Consider the following 21,027-nt stretch of genomic DNA (forward strand, 5'->3'; position numbering starts at 1 on the left):
CGGCCGAGGGGCCCGGGGGCGCACCGCTCCCGGGCCCCTCGGCGTTCAGTCGGCCAGCACCGGGGGTTCGGTGGCGGCGCGCACCCGCTCCAGGGTGGCGCCCTCGGCGAGGGAGACCAGGCGCAGGCCCTTGGGGGTGACGTCCAGGGTGGCCAGGTCGGTGACGATCCGGTGGACGACGGCCCGGCCGGTGGCGGGCAGGGTCAGCTCGTCGACGATCTTGGGGGTGCCGTCCTTGGCGGTGTGCTCCATGACGACGATCAGGCGGCGGGCGCCGTGGACGAGGTCCATCGCGCCGCCCATGCCCTTGACCGTCCTGCCGGGGATCATCCAGTTGGCCAGGTCGCCGCGGGCGGAGACCTGCATCGCGCCGAGCACCGAGACGTCGATCCGGCCGGAGCGGACCATGCCGAAGGAGGCCGCCGAGTCGAAGAACGCGGCGCCGGGCAGCACGGTGACGGTCTCCTTGCCCGCGTTGACCAGGTCGGGGTCGACGTCCTGCTCGGCGGGGTAGGGGCCGGTGCCCAGGATGCCGTTCTCGGAGTGCAGGACGACGTGCACGCCGGGCGGCAGGTGGCCGGGGACCAGGGTGGGCAGGCCGATGCCGAGGTTGACGTACTGGCCGTCGCGCAGTTCGCGGGCGGCCCGCGCGGCGAGCGCCTCGCGGGGGTCGAGGGCGGCGGTCATCAGGACTCCTCCAGGGCGGGACGGCTGACGGTGCGCCGCTCGATCCGGCGGTCGGCGGGGTCGGCGGCCACCACCCGGTCGACGTGGATGCCGGGCAGGTGGACGGCGTCCGGCGGGAGCTCGCCCGCCTCGACGATCCGGTCCGCCTCGACGAGGGTGACCCTCCCCGCGGCGGCGCACAGCGGGTTGAAGTTGCGGGCGGCGGCGTGGAAGGCGCAGTTGCCGTGCCGGTCGGCGACGGCGGCGCGCACCAGGGCGAAGTCCGCGACGATCGCCTCCTCCAGCAGGTGGCGGCGCCCGCCGAACTCGCGGACCTCCTTGGGCGGGGAGGCCACCGCCACGGCCCCGCCGCCGGGGGCGTAGCGCCAGGGCAGCCCGCCCTCCTCGACCTGCGTCCCGACCCCGGCGGGCGTGTAGAAGGCGGGGATGCCCGCGCCGCCCGCCCGCAGCCGCTCGGCCAGGGTGCCCTGCGGGGTGAGCTCGACCTCCAGCTCGCCGCCGAGGTACTGGCGGGCGAACTCCTTGTTCTCGCCGACGTAGCTGGAGGTCATCCGGGCGATCCGGCCGGCCCGCAGCAGCAGGCCCAGCCCCCCGTCGTCCACGCCGCAGTTGTTGGAGACCACCCGCAGGCCGGTGGTGCCCGCGTCGACCAGGGCGCCGATCAGGGTGGACGGGATGCCGCACAGGCCGAAACCGCCGACCGCGAGCAGAGCGCCGTCGGGAATGTCCGCGACCGCACGGGCCGGGGAGTCCAGGACCTTGTCCAAGGGGGCCGCCTTTGTCCGAGGGGAGGGGCTGACTGCCGCACCACCCTTCCCGCGGGCCCCGCGGCTTTCCATGGCGGGCGCCGCCATGGGGCGCGCCCGGGCCATGTGCCCGCCGCACACACCGAGCGGTCGGGCGCCGCGACATGGCGGTGGGGCACACAGTGCGGGCGCCCGATGCGTGGGCCCGTCACATGTCGTCCCCGGGGGCGCGCCCCTACGGTTCCGGCATCCCACCAGCACCGGTACGTCAGGAGCCCCCACCATGTCAGTCACGGACGTTATCCCCAGACGCCCCGTCCGGAAGCTCGCCGCGCTGGCGGCCTGCGTGCTGCTCGCCGCGGGCTGCGCGAAGGCGGGCACCGCCGGGGGCTCCACCGACGCCGGCGACAGGAGCCCGGTGAAGGTCGGCCTGGTGTACTCGAGGACCGGCCCGCTGGCCGCGTACGGCAAGCAGTACCTGGAGGGCTTCAAGGCGGGCCTGGCGTACGCCACCAAGGGCACCGGCGCGGTGGACGGGCACCCGGTGGAGGTCACCGAGCAGGACGACGCGGGGGACCCGGCGAAGGCGGTCTCCGCGGCCAAGGACCTGATCGGCAAGAACGTGCGGATCCTGGCGGGCTCGACCGCGTCCGGGGTGGCGCTGCAGGTCGGGCCGATCGCGGCGCAGAACAAGGTGCTGTTCATCTCCGGCCCGGCGGCGGCCGACAAGGTCACCGGCCTGAACAGGTACACCTTCCGCTCGGGCCGCCAGTCCTACCAGGACACCAGGGCGGCGGCGTCGTTCATCGGCGACGCCAAGGGCCGCAAGGTCACGGTGCTGGCCCAGGACAACGCGTTCGGGCAGGCCAACGTGGCCGCGGTCAAGGAGGTGCTGGGCGGGGAGGGCGCCACCGTGGACGCGGTGCTGGCGCCGCCGTCGGCCACCGACCTGACGCCGTTCGCGACCCAGGCGAAGGCCGCGAAGCCGGACCTGCTGTACGTGGCGTGGGCGGGCGACACCGCCTCGGCGCTGTGGACCTCGCTCACCCAGCAGGACGTGTTCTCCGCGACCAAGGTGGTCACCGGCCTGGACGTGGCCGCCTCGTACCCGCTGTTCGGCCCCGCCGCCGAGAAGATCGACTTCCTGAACCACTACTTCGCGGGCGCGGCGGGCGGCACCGACGCCGAACTGGCGATGACCGAGGCGGTCACCAAGGCCGGTTCCACGCCGGACCTGTTCACCCCGGACGGCTTCACGGCCGCGCAGATGGTGGTGCACGCGCTGGAGGCCAACAAGGGCTCCGACGCCGACACCGACGCGCTGGTGAAGGCGCTGGAGGGCTGGAGCTTCGACGGCGTCAAGGGCAGGTTGACCGTCCGGGCCGAGGACCACGCGCTGCTGCAGCCGATGTTCCAGGTCAAGCTGGTCGGCACCGGCGCCGCGGCCAGGCCCACCGCCGAGAAGACCCTGACCGCGGAGCAGGTCGCCCCGCCGGTCGTGAAGATGGCGGGCTGAGCGGCATGGGCGGCTCCGCCCCGGTCCTGCGGCTGGACGGGCTCGGCTGGTCCGTGCGCGGCGTCCCGATCGTGCAGGACGTGAGTTTCGAGGTGGCCGAGGGCGAGTTCGTGGCGTTCATCGGCCCGAACGGGGCGGGCAAGACCTCCCTGTTCAACCTGGTCTCCGGCATCCACCCCGCCTCGCAGGGCGCGTTGTACCTGGACGGGGCGGACATCACCGCGCTGTCGGTGCCCGCCCGGGCCCGGCGGGGCCTGGGCCGGACCTTCCAGACCTCCTCGCTGTGGCCGGGCCTCACCGTCGCCGAGCACGTCCGGCTGGCCGCGCAGGCGGCGGCCGGGCCGGGCGCCTCGTACCGGATCTGGCGCCGCGCGGGCCGCTACCGGCAGCAGGTGGAGCAGACGCTGGAGCGCACCGGCCTGGCCGACCGGGCCGACGACCCGGCCGCCTCGCTGTCGCACGGCGGCAAGCGGAAGCTGGAGCTGGCGGTGCTGCTGGTGGGCGACCCGCGGCTGATCCTGCTGGACGAGCCGATGGCCGGGGTCAGCGCCGAGGAGGTGCCCGCGCTGGTGGAGCTGATCCGCTCGGTCCACCAGGAGCAGGGCCGCACCGTGCTGATGGTCGAGCACCACATGGACGTCCTCCTCGGCCTGGCCGACCGGCTCGCCGTGATGCACCACGGCACCCTGCTCGCACTCGACTCCCCGGACGCGGTGATGGCCGACGCCACCGTGCAGGGGGCCTACCTGGGGGAGGCGCTGTGAGCCTGCTGACGGTCCGTGACCTGCGGGTGGTGATCGACGGCCTGCACATCCTGCACGGGGTGGAGCTGGACGTCGCCGCCACCGGCGTCACCGCCCTGCTGGGGCGCAACGGCGCGGGCAAGACCACCACCGTCAAGGCGGTGATGGGCCTCGTCCCGCGCAGCGGCACGATCACCTTCGACGGCGCCGACATCACCGGCCTGCCCACCCACCGGGTGGTCCGGCGCGGCATCGGCTACGCCCCCGAGGACCGCGGCGTCTTCGCGCACCTGAGCGTCGCGGAGAACCTGCGCCTGGCCGAACGCGACCCGCAGCCCGCCTACGACCTGGTCTTCGAGCTGTTCCCCGAGCTGAAGCAGCGCCACCAACAGGCCGCCGGGACGCTCTCGGGCGGGCAGCAGCAGATGGTCGCCATCGCCCGCACCCTGCTCAACCACAACCGGCTGGTCATCGCCGACGAGCCGACCAAGGGCCTGGCCCCGAAGATCGTCACCGAGGTCGCCGACGTGCTGGCCCGGGCCGCCGAGTCCGTCCCCGTCCTGCTGGTCGAGCAGAACCTCGCCCTGGTGCGCCGGATCGCCGGGCGCTGCGCCGTCCTCGCCGACGGGCGCACCGCCCACCAGGGCGACGCCCGCGCGCTGCTGGCCGACGAGGACGCCGCCCGCCGCCTGCTCGGCGTCGGCAGCCACCAGCCCAGGACCGTTTCCCCGGAGGGGAGTTCACGTTGAGCACCGTCGTCCTGCTCGCCTGCACCGGACTGGGGCTGGGGGCGCTGTACTTCCTGGTCGCCTCCGGCCTGTCACTGATCTTCGGCCTGATGGACGTCCTCAACTTCGCCCACGGCGCGCTGCTCTCGATCGGCGCGTACGCGGCCTGGTGGGGCGCCACCGACGGGGCCATGGGCTTCTGGCTCGCGGTCGGCTTCGGCACGGTGGTGGGCACCGCGGCCTCGGTGCTGCTCGAACTCGCCCTGATCCGCCCGCTGTACGCCCGCCCCCGCGACCAGATCCTGGCCACCGTCGGCGTCGGGCTGGCCCTGCCCGCCCTGCTGATGGGCGTCTGGGGCTCCGACGCCCGCCCCTTCCCGCAGCCCGCCGCGCTGTCCGGCACCGTCGGCCTGCTGGGGGCGACCGTCCCGGTCAACCGCTTCGTGCTGATGGCCGCCGCACTGGCCGTCCTGGTCGCCCTGCGGCTGTTCCTGGCCCGCACCCGCTACGGCCTGATCGTCCGGGCCGGGGTCGAGGACCGGGCGATGGTCACCGCGCTGGGCATCGACGTCCGCCGGGCCTTCACCCTGGTCTTCGCCATCGGCGGCGCCGCCGCCTCGCTCGGCGGGGCGCTGGCCGGGCTGTACTTCGGCTCGGTCAACCCCTCCCAGGGCACCGGCCTGCTGATCTTCGCCTTCGTGGTGGTCGTGATGGGCGGCATGGGCTCGGTCACCGGCGCCGCGGTCGCCTCGGTCGGCGTCGGACTCGTCCAGCAGTTCGCCAACTACTACACGGCCGCCGGACTCGGAGACCTCTCGGTGGTCGTCCTGCTCGCCGTCCTGCTGCTCGTCAAGCCCCGAGGACTCACCGGGAGACTCGCGTGACCGCCCACCTCAAGCGCTGGTGGCCGCTGGCCCTGCTGCTGGTCCTGGCCGCCGCGCCGTACAGCGCCCTGCCGCTGCCCGGCCTGCTCGACGGCCCGCTCGGCAGCCCCGGCAGCCTGCAACTGATCGCCCTGTGCCTGCTCTACGGCGGCCTCGCCACCGGCTACGACCTGCTGCTGGGCCGCACCGGACTGCTCTCCTTCGGCCACGCCCTGTACTTCGCCACCGGCCTGTACGCCACCGACCTGGCCATGCTGGAGCTCGACCTCGACTTCCTGCCCGCCGCCCTGTTCGGCACCGCCTGCTCGGTCGCCCTGGCGCTGGCCCTGGGCGCGGTCGCGCTGCGGGTGACCGGCATCGGCTTCTCCATGGTCACCCTCGCCTTCGCCCAGGCCGGGGCGATCCTGGTGCAGCGCAACCCCGGCGGGTACACCGGCGGCGAGGAGGGCCGCTCCGCCCCCGCCCCGCGCCTGCCCGACGCGCTCCTCGGCATCCAGAACACCGCCAACCTGTACTGGATCGCCCTGGCCTACCTCGTGCTGACCCTCGCCGTCGTGCACTGGACCACCTCCTCGCCCACCGGCCGCGTCTGGGCCGGCATCCGCGAGAACGAGCGCCGGGTCGAGGTCCTGGGCCTGCGCCCCTACGGCTTCAAGCTCCTCGCCTTCACCGTCTCCGGCGCGCTGGCCGGGGCGGGCGGCGTGGTCTACCTGCTGCTCACCGGCGGCGCCACCCCGCAGGCCGCGAGCTCGGACGCCACGCTCGCCCTGCTGGTGATGGTCGTCCTCGGCGGCTCCGGCACCCGCTGGGGCCCGCTGCTCGGCGGCGTCCTCTACACCTGGGCCGCGCACCGCCTCGGCGACCTCGCCAACTCCGCCGCCGTCGCCGACCTCCCCGCCGTCCTGCGGGTCCCGCTCTCCCAGCCGCTCTTCCTGCTCGGTACCCTCTTCGTCGCCGTCGTCTCCCTGCTGCCCGGCGGCCTCGCCGAACTCCCCGCCCGGCTGCGCACCGGCCGCACCCCCACCGCCGCGGCCCCCGCCGCCGCCCTCCCGGAAGGCGCCGCATGACCGACCCCCGGCCCGAAGCCCTGACCGTCCCCGTCGAGGGCGGCGACCTCGCCGTCCTGCACTGGCCCGCGACCGTGCCCGACGCGCCCGTGCTGGTCGCCGTGCACGGCATCACCGCGAACGCCCTCGCCTGGGCCGGGCTGGCCCGGCTGCTCGACGGCCGCGCCGCGCTGTACGCCCCCGACCTGCGAGGCCGGGCCGCCAGCCGCGACCTGCCCGGCCCGTGGGGCCTGGCCCGGCACGCCGAGGACGTCGCCGCACTGGTCACCGCCCTGGACGCGGGCCCGGTCCGGCTGGTCGGCCACTCGATGGGCGCCTGGGTGGGCGCCCTCACCGCGACCCGGCACCCGGCCCTGGTCGCCGACCTGACCCTGGTCGACGGCGCCGTCACCTTCCCGCTGCCGCCCGGCGTCGACGAGCGGGACGCCCTCGCCGCCGTCCTCGGCCCGGCGCTGGCCCGGCTCTCGATGACCTTCGCCAGCCGCGAGGCGTACCGGGAGTTCTGGCGGGCCCACCCGGCGTTCGACCCGTGGACCGCCGAACTCGACGCCTACACCCAGCGCGACCTGGTCGGCGAGGCCCCCGCGCTGGTCTCCTCCTGCGTCCACGAGGCGATCACCACCGACGGCGCCCAGGTCCTGCTCGACCCGGAGGCCGCCGGGGCGGTCCACCGGCTGACCGTCCCCGCCCGGCTGCTCTACGCGCAGCGCGGCCTGCTGGACGAGCCCCGGGCCCTCTACGACCCCGAGCGGCTGGCGGCGGCGCGGGTCACCGTCCCCGCCGCGCTGGTGCCGGACACCAACCACTACTCGATCATCTGGTCCGAGCACCTGGCGGCGGAGCTCCTGCGCGTGCGTTAGCCGCCCAGGAACGCCTGCCAGCCGCCCGCCGGGGCCTGGCCGACGTTGAGGGTGCGCAGCTTGCGCAGGGTGGACTGGTCCTGGGCCTCCAGCCAGGCCACCAGCTGCTTGAAGGAGACCAGGCGGACGTCCGGCTTGTCGGCGATCTGCTTGATGGTCTCCTCGACGGCGTCCATGTAGATGCCGCCGTTCCACTGCTCGAAGTGGTTGCCGACGAAGAACGGCGCCCGGTTGGTGGTGTAGGCCCGGTTGAAGCCCGCCAGGTACGCGTCGCGGGCCTGGTCGCGCCACTGGCCGTACTTGCCCGGGTCGCCCTTGGTGGAGCCGCCGGACTGGTTGGCCAGGATGTTGTAGTCCATCGACAGCACCTGGAAGTTGTGGCCGGGGAACGGGATGCCCTGCAGCGGGAAGTCCCAGATCTTGCCGTCCTGGACCTTCTGCGGCCACATCTGCAGGCCGCCGGGCGAGCTGGCGTCGTACTTCCAGCCGAGCTTGGCGGCGGTCGGCAGCAGCGCCTTCTGGCCCTCCAGGCAGGGGGTGCGGCCGCCGATCAGCTCCTTCCTGTAGTCGAAGGGGAGCGGGTCGACGTCGGTGAAGCCGGTGTTGGTGCGCCACTGGGTGACGAAGGACACCGCCTGCTGGATCTCGCTCTCCCAGTCCTCCGGGCTCCACTTGTTGACGCCGTTGTGGTCGGCGCGGGAGGAGCAGAAGTGCCCGTTGAAGTGGGTGCCGATCTCGTGGCCGGCCAGCCAGGCCTGACTGATCAGCTTGACGGTGTTGCGCACCGCGTTGTCGGACAGGAAGGGGATGTCCGAGGCGCCGACCGGGTGCTGCGGCGGGTGGTAGAGGGAGGACTTCTCCTTCGGCAGGGTGTAGATGCCGGAGAGGAAGAAGGTCATGCTCGCCCGGTGCTCCTCGGCGATCTTGAGGAAGCGGGCGAACTGGCCGTCGTCGGTGGCGCCCGCGCCGTCCCAGGAGAAGACCACGAACTGGGGCGGGGCCTCGCCGGGCTTGAGCTTCTCTGCGGTGGGCTGGTGGGGCTGGGCGCCGGTGTCGGCGGTGGAGCCGTCGCCGATCGGGGTGCCCTTGACCGGGGACTGGCTCGCCCCGGGGGTGCCGGTCGCGGGGCCGCCGTCGGAGCCGGGGCGGGTGGTGGTGGCACCGCCGCCGCTGGAGCAGGCGGAGACGGCCCCGAGGGCCGCCGTGGCCGCCGTGGCGGTCAGCACTGTCCTGCGCGAGATGGTGCTCATGATCGTCTCCCCTGCCCCATGGGCCCGTGCAGAAGAAAACCGGAGGCCGACACGCGGCTCCGGGGTCAACTTCTGGCAAAATCGGACAATTTGACGGTAACGCCACCCAAGGATGGCATGGCCGGGATGGCCGGTCCAACGCCGCCCACCCTCATCGGGTCATCACGCGGCAAAGCTTCGTCCGGCTCCCGGGCCGACCGCCTTATTACCGTCCTGAGACAGGGAACGCCGAGGTCGCGGGCAGGGCGGCCGACGGCTCGCCCTCGACCAGCACCGCCAGGCGGCGCCGCCGCCGGACGAGCTGCACCACGGCCGAACTGATCACGGTCGCGGCCAGGCAGGAGATCGCGAAGCTCAGCCACGCGGTGTCGAACCAGTGCTGGTTGAGCCAGCCCAGGGTGACGATGTACGCCGCCCACACCACCCCGGCCACCGCCGACCAGCGCAGGAAGGTCCACGGCCGGTGGGCGGTGGAGTGGCCGACCGCCACGTCCAGCACCGTCCGCCCGGCCGGGACGAAGCGCGCGATGATCACGATCGCCGCGGCGGCCCGGCTGGTGGTGCGGCCGGTCAGCGCCCGCTGCACCCGCTCCACGCTCTCCGCCAGCCGCGGCCGGCGGGCCAGCCCCCGGTGCACCGCGGGGGCGCCGCGCCGGGCCAGGTTGAGCAGCAGCAGGTCGCCCAGGAAGGACGCGACGGCCACCCCGGCGCCCAGCAGCAGCGGCGAGCCGCCGACCTGCCCGGTCTTCAGCACGGCCAGGATCACCAGCGTTCCGCTGGGCAGGAACGGCAGGAAGGCGTCGCCGAGGACGGCGACCAGTGCCAGTGCGCAGTACCAGGCCGGTCCGACGAAGGCGTTCAGGTCCACGGTCTCTCTCCCTCCAGCACGCCCGGGGGGAGCAGCTGCAACGGGGGACAACGCTAGCGCGGGCAAATTTCATGGCATGAAGCACCCCCGTGTGGCATACCGCACACGCGCCCGGGCACGCGAGAGCCCCCGGGGCGGGGTGCCGCTCCGGGGGCTCGTGAGGATCGAACGGCGCTGGTCCAGCCCGCCGATCTGTCGCTGGTGCGCGGAGCCGGTACGTGTTCCGCGCCGGTACCAGCCTGCCCCATCCGGCAGCCCGCTTCGAGCCCCGGACCTGGCGACTTCTCGCTGTGGCGTGAAGTCGCCACGCAGCGTGGCCTGTTGGCGGGCCGTCAGCGCCGCCCCGGCGCGTCGCGGCGCACCGACCTGGCGCGTCGCGGCGCACCGGGACGGCGCACCGCGGCCACCGGGCGCCCCCGCGGGCGGGAACAGGCCGGGCGGCGGGCGGGTTGTGCTCCGACGAACGCCCGGGCACCCGGCCGGGGCACCAGGAGGACGCACCGCATGAGCACCGCACCGGAGCCGACCGCCCCCGAGAGCGCCGCCGGACCCGCCCCGGCCCCCACCGCCGACCGGATCCGCGGCCGGGCCGCGGGCCGCGCCCCCGCCCCGCTGTCCATCCTGGACCTCGCCACCGTCGGCTCCGGCCACACCGCGGGCGAGGCGCTCGCCGCGACCACCGAACTGGCCCGGGCCGCCGAGGGCTGGGGCTACCACCGCTTCTGGGTCGCCGAGCACCACGGCATGCCCGGCGTCGCCTCCTCGGTCCCCGCCGTCCTGCTCGCCCACCTCGGCGCGCACACCAGCACGCTGCGCCTGGGCTCCGGCGGCGTGATGCTGCCCAACCACGCCCCGCTGGCGATCGCCGAGCAGTTCGGCCTGCTGGAGGCCCTGCACCCCGGCCGGATCGACCTCGGCCTCGGCCGCGCCCCCGGCACCGACCAGGCCACCGCCCGGGCGCTGCGCCGCGGCCTGGCCGACGGCGCGGAGGACTTCCCGCGCCAGCTCGCCGAACTGCGGCACTTCCTGGACGGCGACTTCCCGCCCGGCCACCCGTACGCCCGGCTGGAGGCGGTGCCGCGCTCGGCCTCCCGCCCGCCGCTGTGGCTGCTCGGCTCCTCCGGGTTCAGCGCCCAGCTCGCCGCCCGCCTCGGCCACCCGTTCGCCTTCGCGCACCACTTCAGCGCGGCCAACACCGTCCCCGCCCTCGACCTGTACCGGGAGGGCTTCACCCCGTCCGAGGTGCTGGAGGAGCCGTACGCCCTGATCGGGGTCAGCGCGGTCGCCGCGGAGAGCCGGGAGCGGGCGCTGTGGCTGGCCCGGTCGGCGGGCCTGGGCATGCTGCGGCTGCGGCAGGGCCGGCCGGGGCCGATCCCGACGCCGGAGGAGGCCGCCGCGCACCCCTACACCCCCGCCGAGGAGGACTTCCTCGACTCCTGGCTGGCGAACGTGGTGCTCGGCACCCCGGCGGAGGTCGCCGAGGGCCTGGAGGCGCTGCGGCGGCGCACCGGGGCGGACGAGCTGATGGTCACCTCGCACATCCACGGGCACGAGAACCGGCTGGCGTCCTACGGGATGATCGCCGAGGCATACGGGCTCACCGGCTGAGGGCCGCCAGCACCGCCAACTGCTCGGTCACCCGCTCCGCGGACCAGCTCCGCACCCAGTCCGCGAAGTCGCCGGTGTACGCCCGGGGCACGGCTTCGACGCGCATGATCAGTGCCAGGTAGATCCGGTACAGCGCGAGCCGGGCCCGCCCGGCGTCGTCCACCGCGAAGGCCGGGTCGACCGAGTGGTAGCCGGCGAGGAAGTCGTCGTCCAGCTCGGCGGCGCCCAGCGGGTCCAGGCCGACCAGTTCGGCCAGGGGGTCGCCGAAGAACGCCCGCTCGCCGTCGATCACGCCGGTCAGCTCCCAGCCGCCGCCCGCGCCGGGGGTGAGCAGCAGGTTGCCCTCCCAGGCGTCGAAGTGCACCAGGGCGGGGCGGCGGACCTCGGCCAGGGCCGGGCCGAAGCGCTCCGGCAGGGCCAGCAACTCCTCGACGGGGGCGGGCAGTTCGACGCCGTAGCGGTCGGCGTCGGCGAGCAGCGCGCCGAACATCGCGGCGAACGCGGCCGGCCAGCTGTCGGCGGACAGGCCCGGCCCGGGCTGCGGGTAGCCGTAGCGCTCCCCGGTGGCCCGGGCCACCCCGGCGGCCCAGGCGCCCAGGGTGCGGCGCAGCCCGGCCCGGTCGGCGGCGGAGAGCCGCTCGCGCAGGCTGTCCCAGGTGGTGCCCTCCACGTAGCTGAGCAGCAGCCACTCGCGGGTGTCGGCGTCCCCGTCCGGGTCGTGGTGCAGCACCTGCGGGACGGCCAGCCCGGCGTCCGCGGCCAGCGCGTGGAACAGCCGCTCGGTGCCCAGCAGCCCGCGCTCGTGCGCCAGCCCGGGCGTGCCGGGCGGCGGCGCGCACTTGAGCACCAGGCGCCGCCCGTCGGTCAGTTCGAGCAGCCGGGCCGCGTTGTACAGGCCCCCCGACATCGGCGTCCCGGACACCACGCGCGCCCCGTCGAGCACCGCGTCCACGCGTTCCATCGCCCCGCCCCTCCGCACCGGAAATCCGCGCCGCTACCGCCGCGGTCGGTCACGCAGTATCCCGGCGATCAGCTCGGGACCGCCAGGGCGGGCGTAGTACCAGCCCTGCGCGGTGTCGCAGCCGGTCTGGCGCAGCCGCTCGGCCTGGGCGGCGTTCTCGATGCCCTCGGCGGTGACGGTCAGGCCCAGGGCGTGCGCCAACTGCACCATCGCGCCGACGATCTGCTCGTCGGCGGCCCGCCGCCGGCCGTCCGCGCCGGGCGCGGACTCGCGGAACGCCTCGATGAAGGTGGCGTCCAGCTTGAGCGCGTGCACCGGCAGCCGGGACAGGTAGGCGAGGTTGGAGTAGCCGGTGCCGAAGTCGTCGATGGCGATCCGCACGCCCGTGTCGGCGAGCGCCTGCAGGGCCTGCAGCGGGCGGCCGCTGGGCCCCAGCAGTGCGCTCTCGGTGATCTCCAGCTGGAGCAGCCGGGCGGGCAGCCCGGTGCGCTCCAGCACCTCGGCGACGTCGGCGACCACGTCGGAGTCCCAGATCTGGCGGGGTGCCAGGTTGACGCTCACCAGCACCGGCTGCTCCGGGAACCCATCCAGCCACTGCCGGGCCTGGCGGCAGGACTCCTCCAGCACCCATTTGCCCAGCGGCACGATCGCCCCGGACTCCTCGGCGAGCGGGATGAACCGGCCCGGCGGCAGCAGCCCGTACCGGGGATGGTTCCAGCGCACCAGCGCCTCCGCGCCGCGCACCGCGCCGTCGGCCAGGCCCACCAGCGGCTGGTACTCGACGGTGAACTCGCCGCGCTCCACGGCCGGGCGCAGCGCGGTGGCCAGCTCGTGCCGGGTCAGCTGGTCGGCGCCCCGGTCGCGGTCGTACAGCGTCCAGCGGGCGCGGCCGTCGGACTTCGACCAGTACAGCGTGGAGTCGGCGTCGCGGACCAGGTCGGTGGGGGTGGAGCCGCGCACCGGGCGCTCCACCACGCCGACCGAGGCGGTGACGGTCAGCCGGTGCCCGGCCACCTCGAAGGGCTGCTCCAGGGCGGCCATCAGGGCGGCGGCCAGCCTGGTCAGCTGCTGGGGCCCGGTGCTGCCGGTCACCAGCACGGCGAACTCGTCGCCGCCCAGCCGGGCCACCAACTGCCGCCCCTCCCGGGCGAACCCGTGCTCCAGCCGGGCCGCGACGGCCACCAGCAGCTGGTCGCCGACGTGGTGGCCGAGCGTCTCGTTGACGGCCGCGAAGCCGTCCAGGTCGACGTAGCACAGTCCGATCCGGCGCTCGCCGCCCGCCGCGGCCGGGCCGTCCGACCCGTCCGGCTTGAACGCGGCCTCCAGCCGCTCGTAGAACAGCGTCCGGTTCGGCAGCCGGGTCAGCGGGTCGTGCAGCGCCTGGTAGGCGAGCCGGTCGCCGAGCTGCCGCCGCTCGGTGACGTCCTCGACCATGACCAGCGTGTAGTACGGCTCGCCCGCGCCGTCGCGGATCAGCGAGACGGTGACCCGGCCCCAGACCTCCCGGCCGCCGCGGTGCTTGAGCCGCTTCTCGGCCCGCATCCGGTCGCGCTCGCCGCGCACCAGCGCGCGGTAGCGGCTGCGGGACGGCTCCTCCGGGTCGATGATCTGGTGGATGTGCATGCCCGGGAGCTCGGCCACCTCGCGGCCCAGCATCGCGGCGAACACCGGGTTGCCCTCGATCACCAGGTCGTCGCGGTCGATCAGCGCCATGCCGATCCCGGCGTCGGAGAACGCGGCCCGGAACCGCGACTCGCTGGCCCGCAGGGCGGCGGCCAGCCGCTCGGCCTCGGTGTCCGGCGGGACGCCGCAGGCGGCGCACGGAGCGGACCGGTCGGTTCCGGCTCCCGGGCGCGGCGTTTCGGACCACCCACCCCGATGGTGTGCGTCGGCCCCGACGTTCCGGCCCGGCACGGCACGCTCCCGTCCGCTGCTGCCACTGGTCGCGCCGGAGGCTCCGTGCGGGCGGCGACCGGCCAGGCGGCCCGCGCCCGCCCGGCGGCCCCGGCCGGTGGCAGGGGAACGGACGGCGGCCTCGGGCCACGCCCGCCGATCATAGGCCGCCGGTGTAACTGTCCGCGACCGCCGCCAGAGTGATTGGTGAGGAAGATCCCGAAATGCCCGTTACGTTCTGTGCGAAGCCGACCGGAACCGGACACCGCGTCCCGGAAGTCGGGCACCCACCGCGAAGCCCCCGGCGGCCGCCGGGAGGGCGGGCGCCGGGGGAGTGCGCCGCCGCTCACGCGCCGTGACGGAGCGTGAGCGGTCGGGGAGTTGACGGCCGGAGGACCGGACGGGCGGGAAGTTGACGGCCGGGCGGGTCGTCAGGCCGGACGGGTCGTCAGGCCAGGCTGGCGGAGAGCGTGATGGTGGTGCCGGACAGCGCCTGGCTGACCGGGCAGTTCGCCTTCGCGTCCTCGGCGGCCTTCACGAAGCCCGCCTCGTCCAGGCCCGGGACGGTGCCGACCACGGTCAGGTGGATGCCGGTGATGCCGGTGCCCGGCTGGAAGGTCACGTCCGCCTTGGTCTCCAGCTTGGTGGGCGGGGTGCCGGCGCCGGTCAGGCCGTGCGAGAGCGCCATCGAGAAGCAGGACGAGTGCGCGGCCGCGATCAGCTCCTCCGGGCTGGTCCTGCCGTTCGCGGCCTCGGCCCGGGAGGGCCAGGACACCGGGAACTCGCCGACGCCCGAGGAGTCGAGGGTCACCAGGCCCTTGCCGTCGAGCAGGTTGCCCTCCCACTCGGTGTGCGCGGTGCGGGTCGTCGCCACGATCAGGTACCTCCACATGAGAACGGACAGCGGACGAACTGCTGTACCGGCGGCCGGACTTCCGGCCGCGGCCCGCCCAGCCTACGGCCCGCACCGCACCCCGGTGGGCGAACGCCGCGCGGAGCGCCGGACTCCGCCCCGGGCGCCCGTCCGGACACCTGCCCGCACGCCGTCCGCACCCGGCCCGCCGGCCGTTCCGGCACCCGTCCCACCGGCCGTCCCACATGCCGGAACAGGCCGGTCATCAGGGCGAACGCGGCCTGCCCGCCCTGTTAGATTGGCCGTTCGCCACGCCCGAGCGACCACCCGTAATCCCGCATCGGAGCCACCCCACATGACGGACCAGCCCACCCCCTCCCCGGCGGGGATCGACGACGCCGTGCTGGCCGAGCTGACCCGCCTGCGCGAGTCCATCGACAACATCGACGCCGCCGTCGTGCACATGCTCGCCGAGCGCTTCAAGGCCACCCAGCAGGTGGGCCGCCTCAAGGCCGAGCACCAGCTGCCCCCCGCCGACCCGGCCCGCGAGCGCCGCCAGATCGACCGCCTGCGCGCACTCGCCCTCAGCGCCAACCTCGACCCGGTCTTCGCCGAGAAGTTCCTCAACTTCATCATCGCCGAAGTCATCCGCCACCACGAGGCCATCGCCAAGGAGGCCTGAGGGCCCGCCCACCGGGGTTGTCTGCTCCGGGTAAGAACCCGATTTCGCGCTGCCCCCGGCACGGGTTAGCGTGCAGTCCTTGCCAAGGAGGCGGTGTCGGTGTCGGTGGCGGTGGCCGAGGAACCCAGCCAGGAGCAGCGTCCGCGCAGGCGGCGGCCCTGGTACGTGGAACTGCCCGTGATGATCGCGATCGGCCTGGTCGTCGCCGTGCTGATCAAGACCTGCCTGTTCCAGATGTTCTCCATCCCGTCCGGCTCGATGGAGAACACCCTGCAGGTCGGCGACCGGGTCGCCGTCAACAAGTTCGCCACCCTCACCGGTTGGACGCCCGAGCCCGGCGAGCCCGTGGTGTTCAAGGACCCGGGCGGCTGGCTGCCGCCCGCCCCCGACAGCGGCAACGTCCTCACCCGCGCCGTCCACTCCGGCCTCAGCACCGTCGGCCTGCTGCCGCCCGGGGACGACTACCTGGTCAAGCGGGTCATCGCCACCGGCGGCCAGACCGTCGCCTGCCAGGGCAGCACCCTCACCGTCGACGGCCGGGCCGTCGCCGAGCCCTACCTGCACCCCGGCGACGACTCCTGCGCGGGCATCGACTTCGGCCCGGTCACCGTCCCCGCCGACCACGTCTGGGTCGAGGGCGACCACCGCAGCGACTCCGCCGACTCCCGCTACCACCGCGACGGACCGGACGGCGGGGCCGTCCCCGTCTCCGACCTGGTCGGACCGACCACCGCCGTCGTCTGGCCGCTCAACCACTTCACCTGGTTCGGCTGGAGCGGGCGCTGAGCCACCGGGCCGGGCGCCGTCAGGCCGTGACGCCGCGCCGCAGCCGCACCGCCGAGCCCGCCGCCAGCGCACCCGACAGCAGCGCCAGCGCCCCCGCCTCGGCCCACTGGAACGGCCAGTAGCGGCGGGCCGGCTGGTACTCGACGCGCTGCGTCAGTCCCAGCCCGTTGATCGTCTCCAGGCACCGCCCGATCGACCCCGCCTCCGGGCGGCACACCCCCGGCACCGGCCCGGTGAAGGTCCGCCCGGCCGGGTCCACCGACTCCACCGACAGCACCCACGCCCCCGGCAGCGACACCGGCGTCGACGCGTACAGCCGGTCGCCGTCGATCCGGACCACGCCCCGCCCCTCCTCCAGCACCAGCGGGGCCTCCGCCCGGACCGGCGCCGCCAGGTGCGGGCGCGCCAGCAGCGGCACCAGCACCTGCGCCGCCGCCAGCACCCCCAGCACCACCGCCGTCGCCGCCATCTGACGGCGCAGCAGCAGCCCCGCTGCCACCCCCGCCGCGAACCCGAACAGCGCCCAGCCCACCGGGGCCGCGCCGCGCGCCGCGAACACCAGCGGCCCGAACCGCCCCGGCAGCCCCGCGTCACCGGCACCCGGCAGCGCCTCGGCCCGGTCCAGCGGCGCCGCCCACCAGGACACCGCCAGCGACAGCAGCCCCGCCAGCACCGCCACCGCCGAACCGACCAGCGCCAGGCGCACCAGCAGCCAGCGCGTCCGGGACACCCCCTGCGTCCACGTCAGCCGGAACGCCCCCGACTCCAGGTCGCGGGCCACCAGCGGCACCCCCGCGAACATCCCGACCCCGGCGGGCAGTGCCAGCAGCAGCACCAGCCCCAGGTAGAACAGCCCGGTCAGCAGGCCGTCCGCGCCCACCGCCGCCGCGAACGCCGCCTGCGCCCGCTCGCAGCCCGCCCCCGTCCGCGCGCAGTCCGGCAGGCCGCTCGCGTCGTACCGGCCCGCCAGCCGGGGCCCGGTCACGCCGTACAGCACCGCGACAACCGCCAGCAGGGCCAGCGCGCACCACGCCTGCGCCCGGTACTGGCGCCAGGTCAACCAGCTCACGACCGCCCCTCCGCCCGCTCGTCGCGCTCCTGCTGGAGGTGCTCCAGGACGACCTCCTCCAGGTCGCGGACCCGCCCGTCCGGGCCGGTCAGCAGCTCGGCCAGCGGACCGGCGGCCCGCACCCGGCCGCGGCCCAGCACGATCAGGTGGTCGCAGTCCCGGGCCAGGTCGCCGATCAGGTGCGAGGACAGCAGCACGCTCGGGCCGTGCTCGGCCCGGGCCGCCGCCAACTGGTCCAGGAACTCGCGCCGGGCCAGCGGGTCCAGCGCCGCCACCGGCTCGTCCAGCACCAGCAGGTCCGGCCGCTTCGCCAGCGCCAGGGTCAGCGCGAGCTGCGCCCGCTGCCCGCCGGAGAGGCGCCCCGCCCGCTGCCCCGGGTCCAGCCCCAGGTCGGCCACCCGCCGCCGGGCCCACCCGTCGTCCCAGCGGCGGTTCGTCCGGCGGCCGAGCACCAGGTGCTCCCCGACCGTCAACGCCCGGTGCACCGGCGCGTCCTGCCCCACGAAGGCGATCCGCGCCAGCCACCGCGCACGCGAACCCGGCCGCTCGCCCCACACCCGCAACTCGCCCGCGCTGGGCGGCAGCAGCCCCGTCAGCAGGTGCAGCAGCGTGCTCTTCCCGGCCCCGTTCGGCCCGACCAGCCCCACCGTCCGCCCCGCCGGCACCTCCAGCGTGCACTCCCGCAGCGCCCACCGTCTCCGGTAGCGCCGTCCCACACCCCGAGCCTCGATCACGTTCCCTCCTCCGTCCCGTTCCCGAACGCCCCCACCCTGGCCCGGGGCCCCGCGACGCCGCGTCGGACCTGGGACCACGCCCGGAGTGGTACTTCGAGGGGACGGGAGAGCACCTTCAGGGGCTCGGGGAACGGCGAGTCCGTGCTGCTGGTGGCCGGAGCCCGTCGAAGGTCCGTGCTGCTGCGCGTCCTTGACGGAACCGGAAGCCGGTGCGCGCTTCGGCAGCGAACCTCTCGCAGACCGGGCCTCGCCGTTCCCCGAGCCCCCGGTTTCGCCCTCGTGAGCCCACTGGAAGCGAGCCTCCCACCCCCAGGTACGACCTTCGTCGTCGTCCCCAGGTCCGATCCGCGCCCGCCCGTCCGGCGGCTACCGTGGCGGGCATGGACCTGCACCGGCCGCTCGGCCCCCGTGCGCGGGCCGCCGTGGACGCGGTGGCGGCCGCCGTGCTGACCGCGCTGCCGCTGCTCCCGCTCTGGGACGCGATGCCGCAGGTGCCGCGGCAGGCGGACGTCACGCCGCTGGCACCGGTCGGGTTCGGTCCGGGCTCGCGCCCGGCGGACGCGGTGATGGTGGTGGTGGCCGCGCTGGCCGCGCCGCTGGCCCGCCGCAGGCCCGTCGCGGTGCTGTCGGCGGTGCTGGGCCTGGCGGCGCTGAGCGTGGGGGCGGCGGGGTCGCCCGCGCCGTGGGTGGCGGTCGCGGTGGTGCTGTACCGGGTGCCGGGCGCGCTGCCGCGGCGCCGGGCGGGGCAACTGCTGGCGTTCTCGCTGCTGGTCGCGGCGCTGTGCCTGTCCGGGACGCTGGGGTGGGTGTGGCCGCACCCCGGCTTCGGCGGGCCGGGGGCGGTCGTGATGGCCTGCCTGTTCCTGGCGACGGGCTGGACGGCGGGCTGGGCGGTGGACGAGCGCCGCCGCCGCCGGATCGAGCACGAGGCGTCCCGGCAGCGCGAGGAGCGGCTGCTGATCGCCCGCGAGCTGCACGACGTGGTCGCGCACAGCCTGGGCGTGATCGCGGTGCAGGCGGGCGTCGCCAACCACGTCGCGGCCGAGCGGCCCGAGCAGGCCCGGCTGGCGCTGGCGTCGATCGAGGAGACCAGCCGCACCGCGCTGAACGAGATGCGGGCCCTGCTGGGCGTGCTGCGCACCGGCGGGGACGACGGGGAGCGGCTGCCCGCGCCGCGGCTCGCCGACCTGGACGGGGTGGTGCGCCGGGCGGCCGCGGCGGGCGTCCGGGTGGAGGTCCAACTGGTCGGCGAACGGGCCGAGTTGCCGCCGGGGCTGGAGCTGGCGGGCTACCGGGTGGTGCAGGAGGCGGTCACCAACGTGGTGCGGCACGCGGGTACCGACCGCTGCCGGGTGCGGCTCGACTACCGCCCCGACGCGCTGGAGCTGACCGTCACCGACGAGGGCCGCGGCGGCCCCCCGTCCGGCCCGGGCGGCGGCCACGGCCTGGCCGGGATGCGCGAGCGGGTCGCCGTGCACGGCGGGGAGTTCCGGGCCGGGCGGCGGCGGACGGGGCGGGGCTTCGAGGTGTCCGCGGTGTTCCCGCTGGCGGTGGCCGGGTGATCCGGGTGCTGGTCGCCGACGACCAGGCGCTGGTGCGCGGCAGCTTCCGGCTGCTGGTGGACTCCGCGCCCGACCTGACCGCGGTCGGCGAGGCCGCGGACGGCGCCGAGGCGCTCGAACTCGCCCGCGCGCAGCGGCCGGACGTGGTGCTGATGGACGTCCGGATGCCCCGGCTGGACGGCATCGAGGCGACCCGGGCGATCACCGCGGACCCGGAGCTGGCGGGCGTCCGGGTGCTGGTGCTGACCACCTTCGACCTGGACGACTACGCCTTCGCGGCGCTGCGCGCGGGCGCCGCCGGGTTCCTGCTCAAGGACACCCGCCCGGCCGAACTGCTGGACGCGGTGCGGGTGGTGGCCGCGGGCGAGGCGCTGCTCGCGCCCCGGGTGACGCGTCGGCTGATCGAGGAGTACACCCGCCGCCCGGAGCCGTCCGCGCTGCCCGACCCGGCGGGGCTGGCGGCGGCGACCGAGCGGGAGCGCGAGGTGCTGGCGCTGGTCGGGCTGGGCTTCTCCAACGAGGAGATCGCCGCCGAGCTGCACGTCAGCCTGTCCACCGCGAAGACCCACATCGGCCGGCTGCTGCAGAAGCTCGCCGCCCGCGACCGGGCCCAACTGGTCATCGCGGCCTACGAGTCCGGCCTGGTCCGGCCCGGCGCCCGGTGACCCCCCGGCGTACGATGACCGGATGTTCATCCTCGAACTGACCTACACCGCCCCGCTGGAGCGCGTCGACGCCCTGCTGCCCGCCCACATCGCCTGGCTGGAGCAGCACTACGCGGCCGGCACCTTCCTCGCCTCCGGCCGCAAGGTCCCCCGCGACGGCGGGATCATCCTCGCGGTGGCCCCCGACCGCCCCACCGTCGAGGCCCTCGCCGCCACCGACCCCTTCGTCCCCGCGGGCGTCGCCGACTACCGGATCACCGAGTTCCTCGCCACCACCGTCGCCCCCGCCCTCGCCGCCCACCGCGAGACCCTGCCCTCCTGAGGCCGGGTCCCGGGCGGTCGGCGCCGTCCGGCTACTCCGGCTGCACCACCTGCAGGGCCCATCCGAGCGGGGCGCCGCCGGCGTCCACGTACACGGAGAAGGAGCCCTGGACCACGCCCGGCGCCATGGTCGCGGACCCCACGCCGGTGGTGCCCACCGGGCAGTCCACGGTGAACGCGGCGACCTCGACCTGCTGCGACTCCATCGTCACCCGCACCGTGCCGCCGCCCTCGCAGGCCACCGTCAGCACGGTCGGCAGGCTTCCCCACGCCCCGCCCGACACCAGACCGCCGTCCCCGACCCGGTCGTTCACCCAGACCAGGCCGTCCGGTCCGGGGTAGGGCAGCGCGACACCGTCGGCCGCCGCGGCCGGCCCCGCACCGAGGCCGGTCACCGCGCACACGGCCAGGGCCGCCGCCCCCAGGGTCCTCGCACGCCTCATGGCTGTTCCCTAAGAATGTGAGGCGGTCCGGGAGGACCGGGTGTGGCTGATGGCTGGTTGCCGTTGATGGCTCGGAAGGAATGGCCGCCCGGTCCTTCGGG

22 protein-coding genes are annotated in these 21,027 nt (G+C 75.4%); 12 read left to right on the forward strand and 10 right to left on the reverse strand.

Annotated elements, in window-relative coordinates; translation table 11 throughout:
* Positions 1-45: 45 nt before the first annotated feature.
* Both ACFY00_RS26350 and ACFY00_RS26355 read right to left on the reverse strand, forming a co-directional pair.
* Complete coding sequence (locus ACFY00_RS26350) at positions 46-687, reverse strand: 3-oxoacid CoA-transferase subunit B (RefSeq protein ID WP_388034027.1); 642 nt, start codon at positions 685-687, stop codon at positions 46-48.
* On the reverse strand, positions 687-1,454 hold the full coding sequence (locus tag ACFY00_RS26355) for a CoA transferase subunit A (RefSeq protein WP_388034028.1): 768 nt from the start codon (positions 1,452-1,454) through the stop codon (positions 687-689). Before ACFY00_RS26355 ends, ACFY00_RS26350 begins: the two co-directional genes overlap by 1 nt.
* Before the next feature lie 262 nt (positions 1,455-1,716).
* On the opposite strand from ACFY00_RS26355, the gene ACFY00_RS26360 reads away from it, so the two are divergent.
* From ACFY00_RS26360 to ACFY00_RS26385, 6 genes are read left to right on the forward strand one after another with little or no spacing between them, the layout of a single operon-like run.
* Entirely contained in the window at positions 1,717-2,949 is a 1,233-nt protein-coding gene (locus ACFY00_RS26360) for a substrate-binding domain-containing protein (protein ID WP_388034029.1), read from the forward strand.
* Between the two features lie 5 nt (positions 2,950-2,954).
* Positions 2,955-3,713 carry an ABC transporter ATP-binding protein gene (locus ACFY00_RS26365; RefSeq protein WP_388034030.1) on the forward strand — a complete coding sequence of 253 codons (759 nt, stop codon included), beginning with the start codon at positions 2,955-2,957 and terminating at the stop codon, positions 3,711-3,713.
* Complete coding sequence (locus tag ACFY00_RS26370) at positions 3,710-4,441, forward strand: ABC transporter ATP-binding protein (protein WP_388034031.1); 732 nt, start codon at positions 3,710-3,712, stop codon at positions 4,439-4,441. Before ACFY00_RS26365 ends, ACFY00_RS26370 begins: the two co-directional genes overlap by 4 nt.
* Positions 4,438-5,304 carry a branched-chain amino acid ABC transporter permease gene (locus ACFY00_RS26375; protein ID WP_388034032.1) on the forward strand — a complete coding sequence of 289 codons (867 nt, stop codon included), beginning with the start codon at positions 4,438-4,440 and terminating at the stop codon, positions 5,302-5,304. Before ACFY00_RS26370 ends, ACFY00_RS26375 begins: the two co-directional genes overlap by 4 nt.
* A complete protein-coding gene (locus ACFY00_RS26380) occupies positions 5,301-6,371 on the forward strand; it encodes a branched-chain amino acid ABC transporter permease (RefSeq protein ID WP_388034033.1) in 1,071 nt (356 codons plus the stop codon). Before ACFY00_RS26375 ends, ACFY00_RS26380 begins: the two co-directional genes overlap by 4 nt.
* On the forward strand, positions 6,368-7,231 hold the full coding sequence (locus ACFY00_RS26385) for an alpha/beta fold hydrolase (RefSeq protein ID WP_388034034.1): 864 nt from the start codon (positions 6,368-6,370) through the stop codon (positions 7,229-7,231). Before ACFY00_RS26380 ends, ACFY00_RS26385 begins: the two co-directional genes overlap by 4 nt.
* On the opposite strand, the gene ACFY00_RS26390 is transcribed toward ACFY00_RS26385, so the two are convergent.
* Together ACFY00_RS26390 and ACFY00_RS26395 are read right to left on the reverse strand one after the other, a co-directional pair.
* Positions 7,228-8,481 carry a hypothetical protein gene (locus tag ACFY00_RS26390; RefSeq protein WP_388034035.1) on the reverse strand — a complete coding sequence of 418 codons (1,254 nt, stop codon included), beginning with the start codon at positions 8,479-8,481 and terminating at the stop codon, positions 7,228-7,230. The two genes, ACFY00_RS26385 and ACFY00_RS26390, sit on opposite strands and share 4 nt — an antisense overlap.
* 205 nt (positions 8,482-8,686) lie before the next feature.
* Positions 8,687-9,349, reverse strand: coding sequence for a DedA family protein (locus ACFY00_RS26395; RefSeq protein ID WP_388034036.1), 663 nt, complete (start codon positions 9,347-9,349; stop codon positions 8,687-8,689).
* Between the two features lie 504 nt (positions 9,350-9,853).
* Here ACFY00_RS26395 and ACFY00_RS26400 point away from each other — a divergent pair.
* The gene (locus ACFY00_RS26400) at positions 9,854-10,957 is read left to right on the forward strand and encodes an LLM class flavin-dependent oxidoreductase (RefSeq protein WP_388034037.1); all 1,104 of its coding nucleotides are present in this window, start codon (positions 9,854-9,856) and stop codon (positions 10,955-10,957) included.
* Here the strand turns inward: ACFY00_RS26400 and ACFY00_RS26405 are convergent.
* The 3 genes from ACFY00_RS26405 to ACFY00_RS26415 form a co-directional block, all read right to left on the reverse strand.
* Entirely contained in the window at positions 10,947-11,918 is a 972-nt protein-coding gene (locus ACFY00_RS26405) for a phosphotransferase family protein (RefSeq protein ID WP_388034038.1), read from the reverse strand. The genes ACFY00_RS26400 and ACFY00_RS26405 overlap by 11 nt on opposite strands.
* Positions 11,919-11,951: 33 nt before the next feature.
* Positions 11,952-13,631: a putative bifunctional diguanylate cyclase/phosphodiesterase gene (locus ACFY00_RS26410; RefSeq protein ID WP_388034039.1), complete on the reverse strand. Its 1,680-nt coding sequence runs from the start codon at positions 13,629-13,631 to the stop codon at positions 11,952-11,954.
* A gap of 628 nt (positions 13,632-14,259) precedes the next feature.
* Positions 14,260-14,685, reverse strand: a complete 426-nt coding sequence (locus ACFY00_RS26415; RefSeq protein WP_388034040.1) for an OsmC family protein — start codon at positions 14,683-14,685, stop codon at positions 14,260-14,262.
* A 334-nt stretch (positions 14,686-15,019) separates the two neighbouring features.
* Here ACFY00_RS26415 and ACFY00_RS26420 point away from each other — a divergent pair, with 334 nt between their 5' ends.
* Both ACFY00_RS26420 and lepB read left to right on the forward strand, forming a co-directional pair.
* Entirely contained in the window at positions 15,020-15,346 is a 327-nt protein-coding gene (locus ACFY00_RS26420) for a chorismate mutase (protein WP_033253849.1), read from the forward strand.
* 99 nt (positions 15,347-15,445) lie between these two features.
* Entirely contained in the window at positions 15,446-16,132 is a 687-nt protein-coding gene (lepB, locus tag ACFY00_RS26425) for a signal peptidase I (protein ID WP_388034041.1), read from the forward strand.
* Positions 16,133-16,151: 19 nt separating this feature from the next.
* On the opposite strand, the gene ACFY00_RS26430 is transcribed toward lepB, so the two are convergent.
* Positions 16,152-17,201, reverse strand: a complete 1,050-nt coding sequence (locus ACFY00_RS26430) for a transporter (protein ID WP_388034042.1) — start codon at positions 17,199-17,201, stop codon at positions 16,152-16,154.
* Positions 17,198-17,935 (reverse strand): ATP-binding cassette domain-containing protein, encoded by a 738-nt coding sequence (locus ACFY00_RS26435; RefSeq protein ID WP_388034043.1) that lies wholly within the window; start codon positions 17,933-17,935, stop codon positions 17,198-17,200. The genes ACFY00_RS26430 and ACFY00_RS26435 overlap by 4 nt, the downstream gene beginning before the upstream one ends.
* Positions 17,936-18,315: 380 nt before the next feature.
* Between ACFY00_RS26435 and ACFY00_RS26440 the strand changes: the two genes are divergently transcribed.
* The 3 genes from ACFY00_RS26440 to ACFY00_RS26450 are packed head-to-tail and all read left to right on the forward strand — an operon-like array spanning position 18,316 to position 20,484.
* Complete coding sequence (locus ACFY00_RS26440; protein ID WP_388034044.1) at positions 18,316-19,497, forward strand: sensor histidine kinase; 1,182 nt, start codon at positions 18,316-18,318, stop codon at positions 19,495-19,497.
* Positions 19,494-20,162, forward strand: coding sequence for a response regulator transcription factor (locus ACFY00_RS26445; RefSeq protein WP_388034045.1), 669 nt, complete (start codon positions 19,494-19,496; stop codon positions 20,160-20,162). The genes ACFY00_RS26440 and ACFY00_RS26445 overlap by 4 nt, the downstream gene beginning before the upstream one ends.
* A 22-nt stretch (positions 20,163-20,184) precedes the next feature.
* Positions 20,185-20,484, forward strand: a complete 300-nt coding sequence (locus ACFY00_RS26450) for a YciI family protein (RefSeq protein WP_388034046.1) — start codon at positions 20,185-20,187, stop codon at positions 20,482-20,484.
* Positions 20,485-20,515: 31 nt separating this feature from the next.
* Here the strand turns inward: ACFY00_RS26450 and ACFY00_RS26455 are convergent, their stop codons facing one another.
* Complete coding sequence (locus ACFY00_RS26455) at positions 20,516-20,926, reverse strand: hypothetical protein (RefSeq protein ID WP_388034047.1); 411 nt, start codon at positions 20,924-20,926, stop codon at positions 20,516-20,518.
* Between the last annotated feature and the right edge of the window lie 101 nt (positions 20,927-21,027).

It is taken from the genome of Kitasatospora sp. NPDC001540, from assembly GCF_042894345.1.
Taxonomy (GTDB): domain Bacteria; phylum Actinomycetota; class Actinomycetes; order Streptomycetales; family Streptomycetaceae; genus Kitasatospora; species Kitasatospora phosalacinea_C.

Bases quoted from the DNA above. Each gene is read 5' to 3' on its own strand.
- ACFY00_RS26350 (WP_388034027.1), bottom strand. From the start codon at position 687: ATGACCGCCGCCCTCGACCCCCGCGAGGCGCTCGCCGCGCGGGCCGCC.
- ACFY00_RS26360 (WP_388034029.1), top strand. From the start codon at position 1,717: ATGTCAGTCACGGACGTTATCCCCAGACGCCCCGTCCGGAAGCTCGCC.
- ACFY00_RS26365 (WP_388034030.1), top strand. From the start codon at position 2,955: ATGGGCGGCTCCGCCCCGGTCCTGCGGCTGGACGGGCTCGGCTGGTCC.
- ACFY00_RS26385 (WP_388034034.1), top strand. From the start codon at position 6,368: ATGACCGACCCCCGGCCCGAAGCCCTGACCGTCCCCGTCGAGGGCGGC.
- ACFY00_RS26390 (WP_388034035.1), bottom strand. From the start codon at position 8,481: ATGAGCACCATCTCGCGCAGGACAGTGCTGACCGCCACGGCGGCCACG.
- ACFY00_RS26400 (WP_388034037.1), top strand. From the start codon at position 9,854: ATGAGCACCGCACCGGAGCCGACCGCCCCCGAGAGCGCCGCCGGACCC.
- ACFY00_RS26405 (WP_388034038.1), bottom strand. From the start codon at position 11,918: ATGGAACGCGTGGACGCGGTGCTCGACGGGGCGCGCGTGGTGTCCGGG.
- ACFY00_RS26410 (WP_388034039.1), bottom strand. From the start codon at position 13,631: ATGGCGCTGATCGACCGCGACGACCTGGTGATCGAGGGCAACCCGGTG.
- ACFY00_RS26420 (WP_033253849.1), top strand. From the start codon at position 15,020: ATGACGGACCAGCCCACCCCCTCCCCGGCGGGGATCGACGACGCCGTG.
- ACFY00_RS26440 (WP_388034044.1), top strand. From the start codon at position 18,316: ATGGACCTGCACCGGCCGCTCGGCCCCCGTGCGCGGGCCGCCGTGGAC.
- ACFY00_RS26450 (WP_388034046.1), top strand. From the start codon at position 20,185: ATGTTCATCCTCGAACTGACCTACACCGCCCCGCTGGAGCGCGTCGAC.
- ACFY00_RS26455 (WP_388034047.1), bottom strand. From the start codon at position 20,926: ATGAGGCGTGCGAGGACCCTGGGGGCGGCGGCCCTGGCCGTGTGCGCG.